General features: G+C 59.3%; 9 protein-coding genes. 8 read left to right on the forward strand and 1 reads right to left on the reverse strand.

The window, feature by feature from the left end; translation table 11 throughout:
- The first annotated feature begins 1 nt into the window (after position 1).
- The 5 genes from groES (at position 2) to Mal65_RS15110 (ending at position 4,440) form a co-directional block, all read left to right on the forward strand.
- A complete protein-coding gene (groES, locus tag Mal65_RS15090) occupies positions 2 to 307 on the forward strand; it encodes a co-chaperone GroES (protein ID WP_145299199.1) in 306 nt (101 codons plus the stop codon).
- A 119-nt stretch (positions 308 to 426) separates the two neighbouring features.
- Positions 427 to 2,046: a chaperonin GroEL gene (gene groL / locus Mal65_RS15095; protein ID WP_145299202.1), complete on the forward strand. Its 1,620-nt coding sequence runs from the start codon at positions 427 to 429 to the stop codon at positions 2,044 to 2,046.
- A gap of 149 nt (positions 2,047 to 2,195) precedes the next feature.
- Complete coding sequence (gene dnaJ / locus Mal65_RS15100) at positions 2,196 to 3,350, forward strand: molecular chaperone DnaJ (protein ID WP_145299205.1); 1,155 nt, start codon at positions 2,196 to 2,198, stop codon at positions 3,348 to 3,350.
- Between the two features lie 147 nt (positions 3,351 to 3,497).
- Positions 3,498 to 4,091: a nucleotide exchange factor GrpE gene (gene grpE / locus Mal65_RS15105; RefSeq protein ID WP_145299208.1), complete on the forward strand. Its 594-nt coding sequence runs from the start codon at positions 3,498 to 3,500 to the stop codon at positions 4,089 to 4,091.
- A 55-nt stretch (positions 4,092 to 4,146) separates the two neighbouring features.
- Positions 4,147 to 4,440: an FmdB family zinc ribbon protein gene (locus tag Mal65_RS15110; protein WP_145299211.1), complete on the forward strand. Its 294-nt coding sequence runs from the start codon at positions 4,147 to 4,149 to the stop codon at positions 4,438 to 4,440.
- A 145-nt stretch (positions 4,441 to 4,585) separates the two neighbouring features.
- On the opposite strand, the gene Mal65_RS15115 is transcribed toward Mal65_RS15110, so the two are convergent.
- Positions 4,586 to 5,758: a hypothetical protein gene (locus Mal65_RS15115; protein WP_145299214.1), complete on the reverse strand. Its 1,173-nt coding sequence runs from the start codon at positions 5,756 to 5,758 to the stop codon at positions 4,586 to 4,588.
- A gap of 932 nt (positions 5,759 to 6,690) precedes the next feature.
- Here Mal65_RS15115 and Mal65_RS15120 point away from each other — a divergent pair.
- The 3 genes from Mal65_RS15120 (at position 6,691) to Mal65_RS15130 (ending at position 15,943) form a co-directional block, all read left to right on the forward strand.
- Positions 6,691 to 7,749: a polyprenyl synthetase family protein gene (locus Mal65_RS15120; protein WP_196784191.1), complete on the forward strand. Its 1,059-nt coding sequence runs from the start codon at positions 6,691 to 6,693 to the stop codon at positions 7,747 to 7,749.
- A gap of 411 nt (positions 7,750 to 8,160) precedes the next feature.
- Entirely contained in the window at positions 8,161 to 12,480 is a 4,320-nt protein-coding gene (locus tag Mal65_RS15125) for a vWA domain-containing protein (protein WP_145299217.1), read from the forward strand.
- Positions 12,481 to 12,694: 214 nt separating this feature from the next.
- Positions 12,695 to 15,943: a sugar-binding protein gene (locus tag Mal65_RS15130; RefSeq protein ID WP_145299220.1), complete on the forward strand. Its 3,249-nt coding sequence runs from the start codon at positions 12,695 to 12,697 to the stop codon at positions 15,941 to 15,943.
- Positions 15,944 to 15,954 lie beyond the last annotated feature (11 nt).

The raw sequence follows: 15,954 nt of genomic DNA on the forward strand, positions 1-15,954 counted from the left end.
GATGGCAACCAGCACCAAAATCAACCTGCGTCCCTTGGATGACCGCGTCGTTGTCGAGCCCAGCGAAGCGGAAGAAACCACCGCCGGCGGCATCGTTCTGCCCGATTCGGCCAAAGAAAAGCCGCAACGTGGCACCGTCGTCGCGGTCGGCCCCGGCAAGTTGTTGGACAGCGGCGCCCGTGGCGAAGTCAGCGTGGCCGTTGGCGACACCGTGATTTACGGCAAGTACGGCGGCAGTGACATCGAAGTCGACGGTCGCGAAATGAAGATCCTTCGCGAAAACGACATCTTGGCCAAGGTTCTGTGATCCGGCCGGATCGGCCTCGCAATCGTCATTAGGCCGCCGGGCATCGGCGGCCGTCGACCGGGCGATCCAACCTTTCAATTTCCATCGCAATCCAAACACTTCACCAAGGAACCTCAATCGTGGCAAAACAACTTTTGTTCGACGATCACGCACGGGCCCGAATGCTGGCCGGCGTCGACAAACTTGCCAAAGCCGTCGCGACGACCATGGGCCCGACCGGCCGTAACGTGATCGTTGACAAATCGTTCGGCGGTCCGACCGTCACCAAGGACGGCGTCACCGTGGCCAAGGAAATCGAACTGGAAGACCGGTTCGAAAACATGGGTGCCAAACTGGTCATCGAAGTCGCGCAAAAGACCAGCGACTTGGCCGGCGACGGCACGACGACCGCAACCGTGTTGGCTCGCGCGATCTTCAAGGAAGGTCTGCGAAACATCGTGGCCGGCAGCAACCCGACCGCCATCCGTCGCGGTATCGATCGTGGCGTCCAAGCCGCTTGCGATCAACTGCACGAATTGGGTCGACCGGTCAGCGGCAAGGAAGAAGTCGCCCACGTCGGTGCGATTTCCGCCAACAACGATCCGGAAATCGGCAACCTGTTGGCCGATGCCCTGGAACGCGTCGGCAAGGACGGCGTGATCACCGTGGAAGAAGGCAAGTCGCGCAGCACCGAAGTCGATTACGTCGACGGGATGCAGTTCGACAAGGGCTACATTTCGCCCTACTTCATCACCGACCCGGGCACGATGGAAGCCGGTTTGGAAAACGCGTTGGTGCTGCTGTACGAAAAGAAGATCAGCAACATCCGCGACTTGGTACCGCTGTTGGAAAAGACCGCACAGTCGGGTCAACCGCTGTTGATCATCGCCGAAGACGTCGACGCCGAAGCGCTGACATTGTTGGTCGTCAACAAACTGCGTGGCACCTTGAACGTCTGTGCCGTCAAGGCACCGGGATTCGGCGACCGTCGCAAGTCGATGCTGGGCGACATCGCGACGTTGACCGGTGGAACGCTGATCAGCGAAGACCTGGGCATCCAACTGGAAAATGTCACGTTGGATCAACTGGGTCGCGCCAAGAAGGTCACCGTCGACAAGGGTCACACGACCATCGTCGAAGGTGCCGGCAAGCGTGAAGACATCGACAAGCGTGTCGCTCAAATTCGCGCTCAGATCGAACAGACCGACAGCGATTACGACAAGGAAAAGTTCCAAGAGCGTTTGGCCAAGCTTTCCGGCGGCGTCGCTGTGATCAGCGTCGGTGCGGAAACCGAAGCCGAAATGAAGCAAACCAAGGCTCGCTTGGAAGACGCATTGCACGCGACCCGTGCGGCGATCGAAGAAGGCATTCTGCCCGGTGGCGGTGTCGCCCTGGTGCGTTGCCGCGAAGCGGTCGAAGCGGCCAAGAAGAAGGCTCGCGGCGACGAAAAGATCGGCGTCGATATCGTCATGAACGCGTTGGACGCGCCGATGCGTCAAATCGCTGACAACGGCGGAATCGACGGCAGCGTCGTGGTCGACGAAGTCAGCCAAAAGGACGTCAACACCGGTTTCAATGCTTACACCGGCGAATACACCGACATGGTCAAGGCCGGCGTGATCGACCCGGTCAAGGTCGTGCGGACCGCGTTGACCAACGCCGGCAGCATCGCCGGATTGTTGCTGACGACCGAAGCCTTGGTCACCGATTACGACCAAGAAGACAAGGACAAGGTCCCGGTCGAAGGCGTTGTGTCCTAAGTCAGGTCATGCCAATCGCCCCTTGTTGGGACCGTCACACCGCGCGGTCGACACGTCGACCGCCGGTGAACAACGGATGAACCATCTTTCATGGGCCGTGAACCCGCACCGGTTCGCGGCCCTGTTTGCGAAATAAGCAGCAGCATCTCATGGCCGAAAAGACCTGCTATTACGAAGTGCTTCGGGTCGAGCGGACCGCGACCAAGCAGGAGATTGATCGCGCGTATCGAAAACTTGCGATCAAGTATCACCCCGACAGCAATCGTGACAGCGACGACGCGGTCGAAAAATTCAAAGAAGCCACCGAGGCCTATGAGGTCTTAAGCGACGCGGACAAGCGTTCACGCTATGACCAGTATGGTCACGCCGGCGTGGAGGGTGCCGCCCATCAGTTCACCGACGTCGAAGACATCTTCGAAGCCTTCGGCGACATGTTCGGTGGCGGCATGTTCGGCGACTTGTTTGGCAACCGCGGTCGCGGCGGCGGACGACGACGCCGACGCGGCGCCGATATCCGCTGTGACGTCACGCTGACGTTGGAAGAAGCCGCCCGCGGCGTCAAGAAGAATGTCTCGTTTCGCCGCCGGGTGCCCTGCAAAACGTGCGGCGGTGACGGCGCCGCCCCCGGCAGCCAACCGGTCACTTGCACGACGTGTGGCGGTCGCGGACAAGTCATCCAGTCCGCGGGTATCCTGCGGGTCCAAACGACATGCCCGACCTGTCAGGGCCGCGGTCAACAAATCAGCGAACCGTGCAAAGATTGCCGGGGCAGCGGACAGCAAAACGAACGCGCCGAATTGGCGGTGGAAATCCCTCCCGGCGTCGATGACGGCATGCGGGTGCGTTTGTCCAACGAAGGCGAAGCCAGCTCGGACGGTGGCCCCAACGGTGATTGCTACTGCTTCATCACCGTCCAGCCGCACGATTTGTTCCAGCGTGAAGGCAGCCATCTGGTTTTGCAGATGCCGATCAGCTACAGCCAAGCGGCGTTGGGGGCAAACATCGAAGTCCCGACGTTGGACGGACCGCACCAGTTGACCGTTCCGGCGGGCACCCAAAACGGCGAAGTCTTCACCGTCAAGGGCGAAGGCGTTGCCGACCCACGTGGCGGACGCCCCGGCGACCTGTTGGTCCAAGTCTTTGTGGAAGTCCCCAAGAAACTTTCATCCGAACAACAAACATTGCTTCGCCAACTTGCCGATCTGGATCACGAATCGGTGCTGCCCCAGCGGACCAGCTTTCTGGACAAGCTGAAGCAGTTTTTTGATCCTGATGCGGAAACAGCCGCGGGCAAATCCGGCTAAGCGAACCAACCACCCCGGCTCCGGTGCAAACGCCTGTCGCGAATGGACGGCAAACCACCGTGGTCGATCGACGAGTGTATCGTCGGTACCAAAACCGTTTCCGTTGAACCATCCTTTGTCCATCCGACCTTGATGCCGGATCGAACCATGACCAGTGATATCGAATCCAGTGACACCGCCGATCGCCAACCCGTCGAAGACGAATTGGATTTGAACGCCGAAACCGATGCCGCACACGCGTCGGTCGATGCCACCAGCGACCCCCAGCCCGAAACACGGGACGAGGAAATGGAACGCTTGCGTGGCGAGGTGGAAGATGCCAATCGAAAGGCGCTGCAGGCACAGGCCGAAGCGGAGAACTTTCGTAAACGCATGCGTAAGTCGTTCGAAGACGATTTGAAGTACGCCGGCGCACCGATGGTGACCGACTTATTGCAAGTCCGCGACAACTTGATGCGCGCCATCGAAGCGGCCGAGGGTACCGAGTCGGTCCAGGGCTTGCGTGACGGCGTTCAAATGGTCGCCAAGCAACTGGACGACACGTTTGCCAAGTACGCGATCAAAGAAATCCCCGCCGCCGGCGAAGCGTTTGATCCAAACTTTCACGAAGCCATTTCGCAAATGCCAAGCGACGACGTGGAAAGCGGCATGGTCATGCACGTGGCGGTCAGCGGATGGCAAATGCACGACCGCGTCCTGCGTCCGGCCCAGGTGATCGTCAGCAGCGGATCGGCTCAGTAGCACTTCGCAATCCAACCCACTTTCATTTGTCAAAACATTCTTTGAGGTTACGGCCATGCCCACCTATGACTATGAGTGTGATGCCTGTGGTCACGAGATGGAATTGTTCCAGGGCATCAATGATCCGGTGAAGAAGAAGTGCCCCGAATGTGGGAAGTCGAAACTGCGCCGACTGTTCGGCAGCGGTGCGGCGATCATGTTCAAGGGCAGCGGGTTTTACGAAACCGACTATCGGAGCGACAGCTATAAGAAGGGTGCCGCAGCGGACAAGAAATCGTCCGAGAGCAAGTCCGATTCGAAGTCGAAAGCAAAGTCAAAGACTTCGGCCAAGTCCAAGAAAGCGGACTGAGACTTCTGGCGGTGGTTGCCGTGCGAGGTTACCCGCGGGTCGACGTATTTCGCCACAACACTGGTTAACGAAGACAGGATCGCCTTCATCTCTTCACCCTCCCGCCGGGAGGGCCTGACGAATCGGTGATAACTTTGGTTTTTCATCATTGATGTGCGAAAGCCTCTCGGTAGGCGGCATTTCGTCGGGCGGTGAGGGTATTCGGTAGCGTATCACGGATCCATTGCTGAACGTCGCCGGCTTGGACGTGTTTGAATCTGGAACGGACTCTGTCGGCGGTGACTCGCCTGCAGAGTGTCGGAAGGCAGGCCAACAAGCGAGTGAATCCTCCTTTGCTGTGTTGCCGTTCAAGCTGTTTGAACCGCCCGAAGAGCGATTCCAAGATCTCCGTCGAAAGCCACGCGCGAGAGCCCGCGGGAAGTTGTTGCTCGCTCGCGGCGACAAAGTCCACAAGCTTCTCGGCCATCTGCCGACCGGATTGACCTGACGGCAACTCTAACCACGACGCGAGCAGATCACGCAGCTCAGCAGTGCTATCACATCTCAGCCCGCTTTGATTGATCCACGACAGAGTTTCATTGATCACTTCCTGACACTGATTCCACTGCGCCAAGTCGTCAGCGAAGTCACGCAACCAACCAAGCTTCTCATCGATTCGCTCCTCGGTGACCCCTGCTCTCGAATCGCTTTCGGGATGATTCAGGTGGTGCATGACCATGGTCGACCAACGCAGCAGGGAGCCCAGATTCATAAAACGCGATTTCTGTTTCAGCGGTGGCGGCATAAAGTGACTCAGTTCGGTTTGTTGAACTCGGTTTCGTGTCAGCCCGACCTGCGTCATGAACGCTTTGAACCGCTCGGATCGCCCAACCTGTTTCTCGAGCAAGTTGGCCGCGTGGTGTTTGAGGTCTTGAAGAACGATGGCTTGTTTGCCGTCTTTGACGAGATTTTTCGCCGGATCGCGAAGTTCCACCGCACCATCGCAAAGAAGATAAACCGGCGGGCCGATCTTTTCGGCCAGTCGCTGATACTCGCGATCGACATCCTCCTTCTTCCATTTCTCCCCCGGCACAATCGCGAGCACTTTGAGTTTTTCCAGATCGAGTGTTTCGCCCGGCGGTGGCAAGTCGTCGACCCGCATCCCGATGATCAGCAGGACTTTCTCTTTACCGATTTGGCTGGAGTGATCGGCCATCCAGAGAACCTCCTGAGTGCTGTCAAATGTCTCGGCCAACTCGGCAACTCCCAACCGCATCGTCCACTGAGCGATGGCATCGTGGGAGGGAACCTTCTGATCGACACCCAAAAATTCAAACATCAACTTCACAACAAACGCCGTGGCGCGAAAACCGACCCGCTTTGCCAGCTCGATGCACAAGGCGATCAACCGAACTCCAAATTGATGTCCCCGAAGAGGTCGGTCGTTGGGAAGTGCTGCAACCGGATCGGAGGGCGTGGCCAAAGAGCGATAATGCTCCAACTCGGCTCGCAGTGAATGTAGTTCTCTTTGCAGCTGCTGAGTTTTCTTGCGGTCACACGAAGTCGAAGGGTCGGCGGCCGCCCCCGGCTGACCACGCCGCGGGCTGACGACCTGCATGGCCCGATCGCCTCGAACTGATCTTCTCGCCGGAGCATTCCTATCGGATACTTGACTCATGGTTGCGTTCCTTCGCGGTAGTGATTTGGTAACCAATACCTAGCGAGGGGACGCAACCGTTTTCAATCCAGAAAAAGCCCCAGAACTCCCAGATTGCCACCGATTCGTCAGGCCACCCGCCGGGAGGGCAGTTGCGCTACTTTCGGCGGAGCGAAAGGCGACTTTGTTACGACCGTCATCTGGCGCCATAACACGGATTAACGAAGCAATAGGATTGCCGTCTTCTTTTCACCCTCCCGCCGGGAGGGTCGAGCCTTAGCGAGGGGAGGGCGCGCCGGTGACAGAGCGTGGGCTACTTGCGAGGAGCGAAAGGCGACTTTGTTGCGGCTTTGGCGGCTGCCAGGGCTGATGGCTGCCCCGCAGTGACCGCGATCACACTATTTCTTCCACTGGTCTAGCGAATTCTCTTCACATTCGGTGCAATACGCATCATTGGTGATGTGTCGGGGGCGACCTGACACCTTTCAGCTGTTGCGAATCCTGTCGGTTGCCGTCGGGACTGGATTTCGGTTGAAAGACTGTTTGATCGTTCAGGTACCTGCGGACGGCCCGAATTGCGTCCGCTTCAACGACTGATGCCGGATCCAAAGCCCGTGGACGCTGCCCCTGTCACTCTGCACAACGTGAATGGTTCCGACGTTGCCCATGCGGGAGCCGCCGGCAACGGTGACGCCCGTTTGAAACAACTGTTGGGTCAGGTTTACCGCCCGATTCGCCAGCCGATGCAGCAAGTCGAAGACCTGCTGACGCGTCAGTTGCAAAGCCCCTACGAATCAATGAACCCGCTGCTGTGCCACGGCACGCAGTTGGGTGGCAAGCGATTGCGGCCCGCAATGTTGCTGTTGTCGGGTTTGAATTTCGGCCCGCTGACCGACGCTCATCTGCGGATGGCGGTCGTGATCGAGATGATTCATACGGCGACGCTGATCCACGATGACGTCCTGGATGAGGCCACGGTGCGGCGGCGAGTCCCCACGGTGAACGCCCGCTGGAACGACCACGTCAGCATCCTGTTCGGGGATTATCTGTTTTCGCAAAGTTTCCGATTGGCCGCGGAAATCGGATCGATCGAAGCCTGTCAGTGGATCGGCGAAGCGTCACGGTTGGTGTGCGAGGGCGAATTGCGTCAGGTCTTGGGCCGCGACTGGCTGCAAATCGATGAAGACGCCTATTTCGACATGATCCAAGGCAAGACCGCGGAACTTTGCCGGGTCGCGACACAATTGGGCGCTCGCCTTTCGGGTGCCGATGACGATGCGGTCGACGCGATGGCGCGGTACGGCGAAGCGGTCGGGATGGCGTTTCAGATCGCCGACGACTATTTGGACCTGTGGGGCGATGATGCGACGGTCGGCAAGACCTTGGGGACGGATCTGCAGCAAGGCAAACTGACGCTGCCGGTCATCCGCATGCTGCAGCAAGCCGAACCCGTGGATCGAGAGCGATTGCAGGCCGCTCTTTCCGGGCCGCCCGAGAATCGATTTGACGCGATTCGCGACGATCTAATGTCGTGCGATGCCGCGGAATACACGCGTCAAGTCGCCAGTCGCTTCCGTGACCAGGCGATCGAAGCGGTTCACAGTGTGCAGGCGTCCTCCGTTTCGGATTCGCTGGTGCAGATCGCTCGATTTGCGGTCCAACGCCGATTCTGAATTGACCGGGCAACCCGAGCGGTGGCGGCGCGACCTTCGCTGGGCGAAAGGCGACAATGGGCCCCGTTTTCGGCACGCGGGTCGCATCTTCTAACACACAGCCGGCCGAATCGGCGGATCGGCGGCTGGTTGCTGCAGCGAAATGCGGCAAGTGTTGCATCTTGCAACACCTACAACCGGCCCCACCCACTCGATCTCGACCGGATTGGCCCGGATTTCCTTGGAGAAAGAATCGGGCCGCAAATAAAATCGTCGGTGAAACCCTGAATTGTCAGCCCCAAGGCGGAAGGTCCGATGGCTTCGGCGATCGGTTTTTCACCCGCTTGGGTTCGCAATTCCACCTGGCTACTCCCCACCCCTCAACGTTCGTGACGCGGCGGCGTCTCTTTTCAACACGCGGAGCAATTGAAGATGGCATTCACGTTGAAATCACTCTTGGGCGGATCGTTCGCCGGGGCATTGGCCCTGACGATTCTCCTGGGCGTGTCCCGACCGGCGGCGGCCGGCGACGACGTTTCCTTTGTCGGTGACGCGGAATTCCGGATCGTCCGGTACGCCGATGACGCGGGCGAAGGCTACTTTGCCGCTTCGATCCTGCCCGACGCCAGCGACGAACTGTTGGCCGCGGCGACCAAATCGGCTGCCGACGTGGTCGTGTTGGTCGACACATCGGCCAGCCAGGTCGGCGGATTCCGGTCCGACACGATGCAAGCGGTCGGCCAAATTCTGGCCAAGCTTCGCGGCAACGACCAAGTCAAGGTTTACGCGACCGACGTCAACACCGTGGACCTCAGCGATCACTTCGCCGCCGCGGGCGATGACGACACCCAAGCGGCGCTGGATCGATTGAACGATCGCTTGCCGATGGGCAACACGAATTTGGTTGCCGCGTTGGACAAGGCACGTGCCGCGTTGGCGGGTCGTGACGCATCGTCCACCCGCAGCATCATCTATGTCGGTGACGGAGCGTCGATGGATTCGACCTACAACGCACAACGATTCGGCCGACTGGTCGACGCGCTGCGTGGCGATCACATCAGCGTTCACAGCGTGGTCATCGGCCCCACGGTCAATGTCGAAACACTGGCCATCCTGGCCAACCACACCGGTGGCGTTTTGGGCGTCGTTTCCGAACAACATCCCGCCGATTCGATCGGTGCCGCCGTCGCATCGTCGGCCATCCAATCGCCGATTTGGATCAGCGACGCGGAATTGCTTTCCGGCATGAGCACGATTCACGGCGATCGCTTGCCGCCGCTGCGGTTGGACCGTGATGCGATCCTGTTGGGCCGTTCGCAAACCGCAGACGCCGACGGCCGCGTGCAATTGACCGGAGAAACGACCAACGCCAAAGTGCGTATCGAATTTGACGCCACCACCGAATCGGACCACCCCGATTTCGCGTTCTTGCCCGGATTGGTCCAGATGGCCGAAAAGGACGGCGGTCTGCTGTTGCCAACGTCAGGATCGATGATGTTGCGTCAGGCGGCCAAGTCCATGAGCGCTCGCGCCGAAGCCTTGGCCAAAGCCGGCACGATGGCACTGCAAAAGGGCGATCAACGTGGGGCTCGCGTGGTTGCCGAAAAGGCCCTGCAAGTCGACCCGAACAACAGCAAAGCCAAAGCGATCGAAAAGGTCACCGCGACGGGCAACCGCCTGATCGTCCAGAACGAAGATTCCGGATTTGATGACCTGTTCGGATCCCCCGAAGGCGGCGACGATCTGTTTGGTGCTCCCGATGCGGGTGCCGAAGACCTGTTCGGTGAACCCACCGACGCACCGGCACAACCCGAGCCCGCCGCTGCACCGGCCCAGCCCGAACCAGCGACTGCCGCTCCGGCACCAGCTCCCGCGGCCCCCGCACCGGCACCACCGGTCACTGCTCCGGCACCGGCTGCTGCGGCCCCCGCACCGATCATCGGTGATCAATTCTTTGACAACCCGGTCGGCGACGACGAAATCGTCGAATCCGGCGGCGATCTGCTCAGCCGATTTGATGCGATGCAAACCGCCAACGAAGGCCGTCTGCGTGCAGAGGTCAACGCACAACTGGCCGAAGCCCGTCGTCGTTTGATCGAAAACCCGATCGGCGTCGCTGGTTCGCTGAAGAGTCTGCTGGCTCGCGTGGAATCCACACCGGACGTTGCACCGGAGCTGCGTCAAGAATTGGTGGGCAAGGTTCGTACGGCCATTCGTTTGGCCAGCGGACGCGAAGCCGAGTACGCCGAACAACAGGCATCGATCGAAGCTCGGTTGGCCGCATCGGCCGCCACGACGTCGATGTTGCAACAAACCTATCGTGACGAAGCAAAGTTGAAGGCGTTGGCACGTCAACTGAACGACTTGATCGACGAAGGTCGGTACCAAGAAGCCGACGGCGAAGTCAGCTTGGCGTTCGCCGCACTGGCCGGCGACACGATCACGCGTGACAGCGTGGCCGGGCGTCATTTCACCGACCTGCCGTTGATGTTGCAGGTCTATGACCGCGACCGCCGGATCAACGAACTGCGTCAACGAAACTACGTCGACGTATTCTCCGCCGTGTTGGAAGCCAACATTCCATTCACCGGCGAACCACCCGTTCTGTATCCCGATGCGGAAACTTGGAAACGCATGTCGCGTCGACGTCTGGACCGTTACAGCAGTGTTGAACTGGTCAGCGACAGCGATGCGGAACGTCGCATCGAACAGAAATTGGACGAGCAATCCAGCTTCGATTTCATCGAAACCCCGTTGGACCAAGTCCGCGAAGAAATTTCCCGTCAACACGACATCCCCGTCGTGATCGACCGACGTGCCTTGGAGGAACTGGGGCTGTCCAGCGACACCCCGATCAGCTTCCAAATCGACAACGTCAGCCTGCGTTCGGCATTGCGTTTGATGCTTTCCGAAGAAGATCTGGCGTACACCATCAAGGACGAAGTCCTGAAGATCACCACCGTCGACGCCGACGAAGACATCCAAAAGGTCTATCCGATGGGTGACCTTGTCGTGCCGATCATGAACATGGGCGGCGGCATGATGGGCGGCGGCATGATGGGCGGCGGCATGGGCGGCGGCATGGGCGGCGGCATGATGGGCGGCGGCATGGGCGGCGGCATGATGGGTGGCGGCATGGGCGGCGGCATGATGGGCGGCGGCATGGGCGGCATGATGGCCGTTCCGGACAATGCCGGCCTGGGCCAAAAGTCCACCACCGCGGCGCCGACCAAGTCCAAGACTCAGACTCGCAAGATCGATCTGGGCCCGATCCGATTGAAAGTCGCCGAAGGCCAAAGCCGATCCGACGCTTGGAACGCTTTGTTCGCACGATTCGAAGAAGCTTCGCCCGAACTGATTCGCCAACTGGACGCTCGCGTTCAAGCCAGCGTGGGCGAACTGAGTGTCAAAGCCGGTTCGGCCGTCAAACGAGGCGACGATTCGTTGGCCATGCAGCACTTCGGCGAAGTCCGCGTGATCATTTCCGCGGCGATCCGATCCGGTCACGTCCAACCATGGATGTACCAGGCCTACGCGATCGCCTTGGAAGCCACCGGGGCCGCTAAGTCGGACATCGAACGTGCCTATCTGTCGGCGGTCGACTTCGCCGAATCCCCCGAGGACGTCTTGCACGTCGCGGCTCGATTGGAAGCCGCCGATTGTCACGAAGCCGCGTTGCAACTTTGCCAAAAGGTTTCCGACGTCGACCGTTACCGTCGCGAGCCCTACGTGATGGGGCTGCGATTGGCCAAACATTTGAATTCGCAAGACGGCATTGCTTGGGCGTGCGAAGGTATTCTGTCCCAGGCTTGGCCGAAGAAGTACGAATCGATCGTCGAAGAAGCTCGACTGCTGGCTCGTGCGACGTACAACGAACTGATCGAGAATGGTCAAAAGGACGACGCCGACAAGTTCAACGAATCGTTGCAACTGGCATCGTCCCACGACGTCATCGTCCGCGTTTCGTGGACGGGCGATGCCGATGTTGATATCGCCGTGGAAGAGCCCGCCGGAACAATCTGCTCGCTGGAAACGCCCGCGACAGCCGCTGGTGGAACCTTGCTGGGTGATTCGTTCGCCGGGCATGGCGAAGATTCCGAAGGCTCCGTTTCGGAAACTTACATTTGTCCGGAAGGCTTCAGCGGCAAGTATCGCTTGTTGCTGCGTCGGGTCTGGGGCAACGTTTCCACCGGTCACGTGAACGTGGAAGTCCTGACCGATGTCGGTCGTCCGGAACAAAACCTGATCCAGAAAGCGATTCCGCTGACCGAAAAGGATGCCTTGATCACGTTTGAACTGAAGAATGGCAAACGTCAGGAAGAAATCGCCGATGCCCAACTGGCCCACCTGAACGACGTTCAACGCGACATTCGCAACGACGTCCTGGGTCAATTCGCCGGCGGCATCGACCAGAACGCTTTGCAACAATTCCTCAGCGATGCCGCACTGTTGGGCGGCACGGGCGGCAACTTTGTCGACCCGCGTTTGGGCTTTGGCAATCGTGGCGCCGTCGGTTTCCGTCCGGAAATCACGACGCTTCCCACTGGTGCAATGATGTTTGCAACCGCGGTGGTTTCGGCCGACCGACGTTACGTTCGTGTCACCCCGTCACCGTTCTTTACGCAGATCGGCGAAGTCAACACGTTCAACTTCGTCACCGGCGAAGACGGGGCCACTGGTGGTGGCAACACGGGCGGCGGCGCAGCCGGCGGCTTTGGTGGTGGTGGTGCCGGCGGCGGCGGTTTGCTGTAACGTCCACCGCTGAAACATCCAGCCGACTCTTATTCAACGCCGATCAGCACAACGCTGGTCGGCGTTTTTTCGTGCGCCGGTGGGTCGCAATGACCGCCACCATGGACATCCCTTGCGGGCTTAAAATGCGCTGGTGCGGTTGCCAACCGATCAAGCGTTGGCACCGTCCCCGCCCCACATCCCCCCTCCCCCTTTGACTCCCAATGCTCCCGTCATGCGACAACTTGATGACCGGCGCCGACAACCCTTTTTGGCATGCATCGTCTGGCTTCTGCTTTGCACCTCCACCCTCGCATCAGCGGATCAACCCGATCTGTCGAAGCTTCCCGCCGAAGCGTTACAGCAAACGGAAAACCTGATTGCGAACCCCAGCTTTGAAGACGGCTGGGACCAGTGGACGCCGCCCAAAGTCGCGCACCAAGTGGCCAAAAACGAATGGAAATCGGAACCGTACGAAGACTATCAATGGATCCGACAAGATTCCTTGGACGGCCAACAACACGTGCAAATCCGAAGCGATCAGTCGCAAACGATTTCCTTCAGCCCACGCCGCAGCGTCAAGGTCTATCGCGGTTGCACGTACCGTTTCCAAATCAGCTATCGCCGCCAATTGGCTGCGATGGAACCCAGCCGTACGACGCCTTCACTGCGTGTCATCTTTCACGACGCCGATGGCAACGCGACGGTGAATGATCCGGACGGAAAGTACTACGTCTATCACGACACTCGTGACAAATCGACCAACACGGACGCTTGGACATCGGCGACCTACACCTTCACGGTGAACCCCAACAGTAACGTGGATCGCGTCAATCTGTCGGTCTTTCTGTACGACCAGGGAACCATCGCTTTTGACAGCGCCGCGTTTTACAACGACACCGCACGGGGTCAAAGCGAACCCGACAAACCGACCACCCAATGGGTCGCCCTGTCATCACCGACGGTCGACAAAGCACGACCACAAATCGGCATCCGCCCGACAAGCGGTCCACTGACGATCGACGGCCGATCCGATGACGCCGGTTGGCAGTCCGTCCGTCCCCTGTCGCTGGTCCGAAGCATCGACGGCGGCAAATCATCCCCGACGACGACTTTCCAAGTCACCCGCGATGCCGATGCGATCTATTTCTTTGCCCGCGCGGTCGAAACGGGTCAAGAATCGCACCGTCATGGATCGGACCGGCGAAACGATCTGTCGATCCACAACCATGATTGCATCGACCTGTTCCTGCAGCCTGATCCCGCATCCGGCACGTACTTTCAGATCACCATGAATCCCAAGGGTGGGCTGGTCACACGGAAATGGAACGGGCGTGACAACGAAGTCCCGTGGGTTCCCAGCGACGTCGAAATCGCCGGACACATCGACTTTGATTACTGGACCGTCGAAGCGGCAATCCCATTGGATGCTTTGGGCGCGGCAAAGCCACTGCAAAGTTCGACTTGGGCCGCCAACGTGTGCCGCGCCGAAGTCCCCGGAACCCGCAACTGGAACGCTTGGTCGTACACCGGTGGTGATTTCCATCACCCCGATCGATTCGGTTGGTTTCGCTTCGTCGATCCGTCATCCGCCGCCGCTGACACGTTGTCGACAGTCAAAGGAACGGTACTGGACACGAACGGCAAACCGCTGGCGGGCATTCCGATCAATGCGATGGGGCGGATCGAACGCACCAACGCCGACGGCGTTTTTCGTTTCGAAGACGTGGCGATCGGGACGCACCGGTTCGCCGTGATATCGCCGTTGCACGAACCAATGCAGGGCGACGTATCGGTCAAACGTGACTTTGAAAACATCGCGCCGATTCAAATCGAGCGACGCGACCCGTTCCGCGTTGCGTGCGACATGCCGGCACCGGATCAAGCCCGGGCTGCACAATGGTTGTCGGCAAGCCTGACTGAACCGCCCGACATGGATCAGCCGTCGCCGCAGATCACTTCGATGGAATTGATCGCGGCCAGGGGCGAAACCAAAGCGTTCGCGGTGTCGGCGCTAGTTCATCAAGACTTGGCATCGCCATCGATCCAGCTTTCGGAATTGAAATCCAACGAATCGGTGATCGGATCAACCGACCTCGCCGTGCGGTGGGTTCAGCGGATGCTTCAGCCGGTCCATTACCAGGGTCCCCAAGACGACGCGGTGTTCGTGTGGCGTTTCCTGTGGGACGAACCACCGGCGACGCTCTCGTCCGGACAACTTCGTTTGTTGGTGGGCACGATCGATGTTCCCGCCGACGCGCCGGCGGGAACGTACACCGGCCAATTGACGCTTCGGTCCGCCGATCAATCGGTCGCGACGTTGCCCGTTTCGCTGCGTGTCGGTGATTTTGAACTGCGATCGCCTGACAAACGCGCCGGTGCCTTTCTGAACATCTCCAAGGGATCGCTTTTCCAAGCGGGGCCGCAATGGGAATCGGTCGTCATGCAAGACATGGCTGATCACCAAGCGACCACCATGCATTACTGGGCCGGGATTTCATTTGGTTCCGATGGCAAACCGGTAACCAGGGCGGCCGAACAGTCGCTGCGACTGCAGCAACAGTACGGAATGAAGCCGCCGTATTCGATCAAGTTCTCAGTGGAACAATTGGCTCAGGTTCTGGGCGTGGAATTTCTGGACCGTCACGCCATCGATATCGAATCGTTGAAAGCCAAAGAAACGGAGTTTCGCGAAGCGGTTCAGCGGGGCGTCGCCGCGGTTGCGGACTTGGAAAAGCAATTCGGTTTGCCCGCAAACAGTCTGGTGCTGTTCTGGAGCGACGAAGTCTTCATCGGCCAGCGTTTGGAACCGTGGATTTACACCGCCAAGATCGTAAGGCAATACACGGACAATCCGATCGGTCTGACCTTTGATCCGCGAGACGTCGAAAAATGGGATCGCGTCGAACCGTTGGTCGATGTCCCGTTCTTTCATGGACGCAACTTGGACCTGTGGTCGTCCGAAGAAAACCATTCTTACGATCAGCTTCGCCAACGCATCGACGCAAGCGGCGACGTGCCGTTCGCCTATTACAACATCATCCGCACCAGCATCACGCCGGAATACGCGCGGCTGGTCAACGGATACTGGTTATGGCAAACCCCGGTGCATTCGCAAATGCATTGGACGTATTACTGGGGTGACCAGGACGCGATGGTCGGCGTCCGCGAAGGCGACCGGATCGCCCCGTTCTTTGCCTTGGCGGCCCCGCATCCCAGTCGCCCACAGATGTTAAGCACGCTGGATTGGGAAAACCTTCGTGAAGGCGTCACCGACCACCGCTATGTCGTCACGCTGGAACATGCCATCGAACGAGCCGGACCGGACAAGAAGGCCACGGTCGATCGGGCCAAACGATTTCTGGAATCGCTTCGTCAAACCGGACCGGTGGTCGATGATGCCGCCCGGCAACTGGACGCCGCGGATTACGACAAACGCCGGACGGAAATGCACCGACTGATCAGCGAATTGATGTCCCGGTAGGTCACGCTGTG

The organism is Crateriforma conspicua (assembly GCF_007752935.1).
Classification (GTDB): domain Bacteria; phylum Planctomycetota; class Planctomycetia; order Pirellulales; family Pirellulaceae; genus Crateriforma; species Crateriforma conspicua.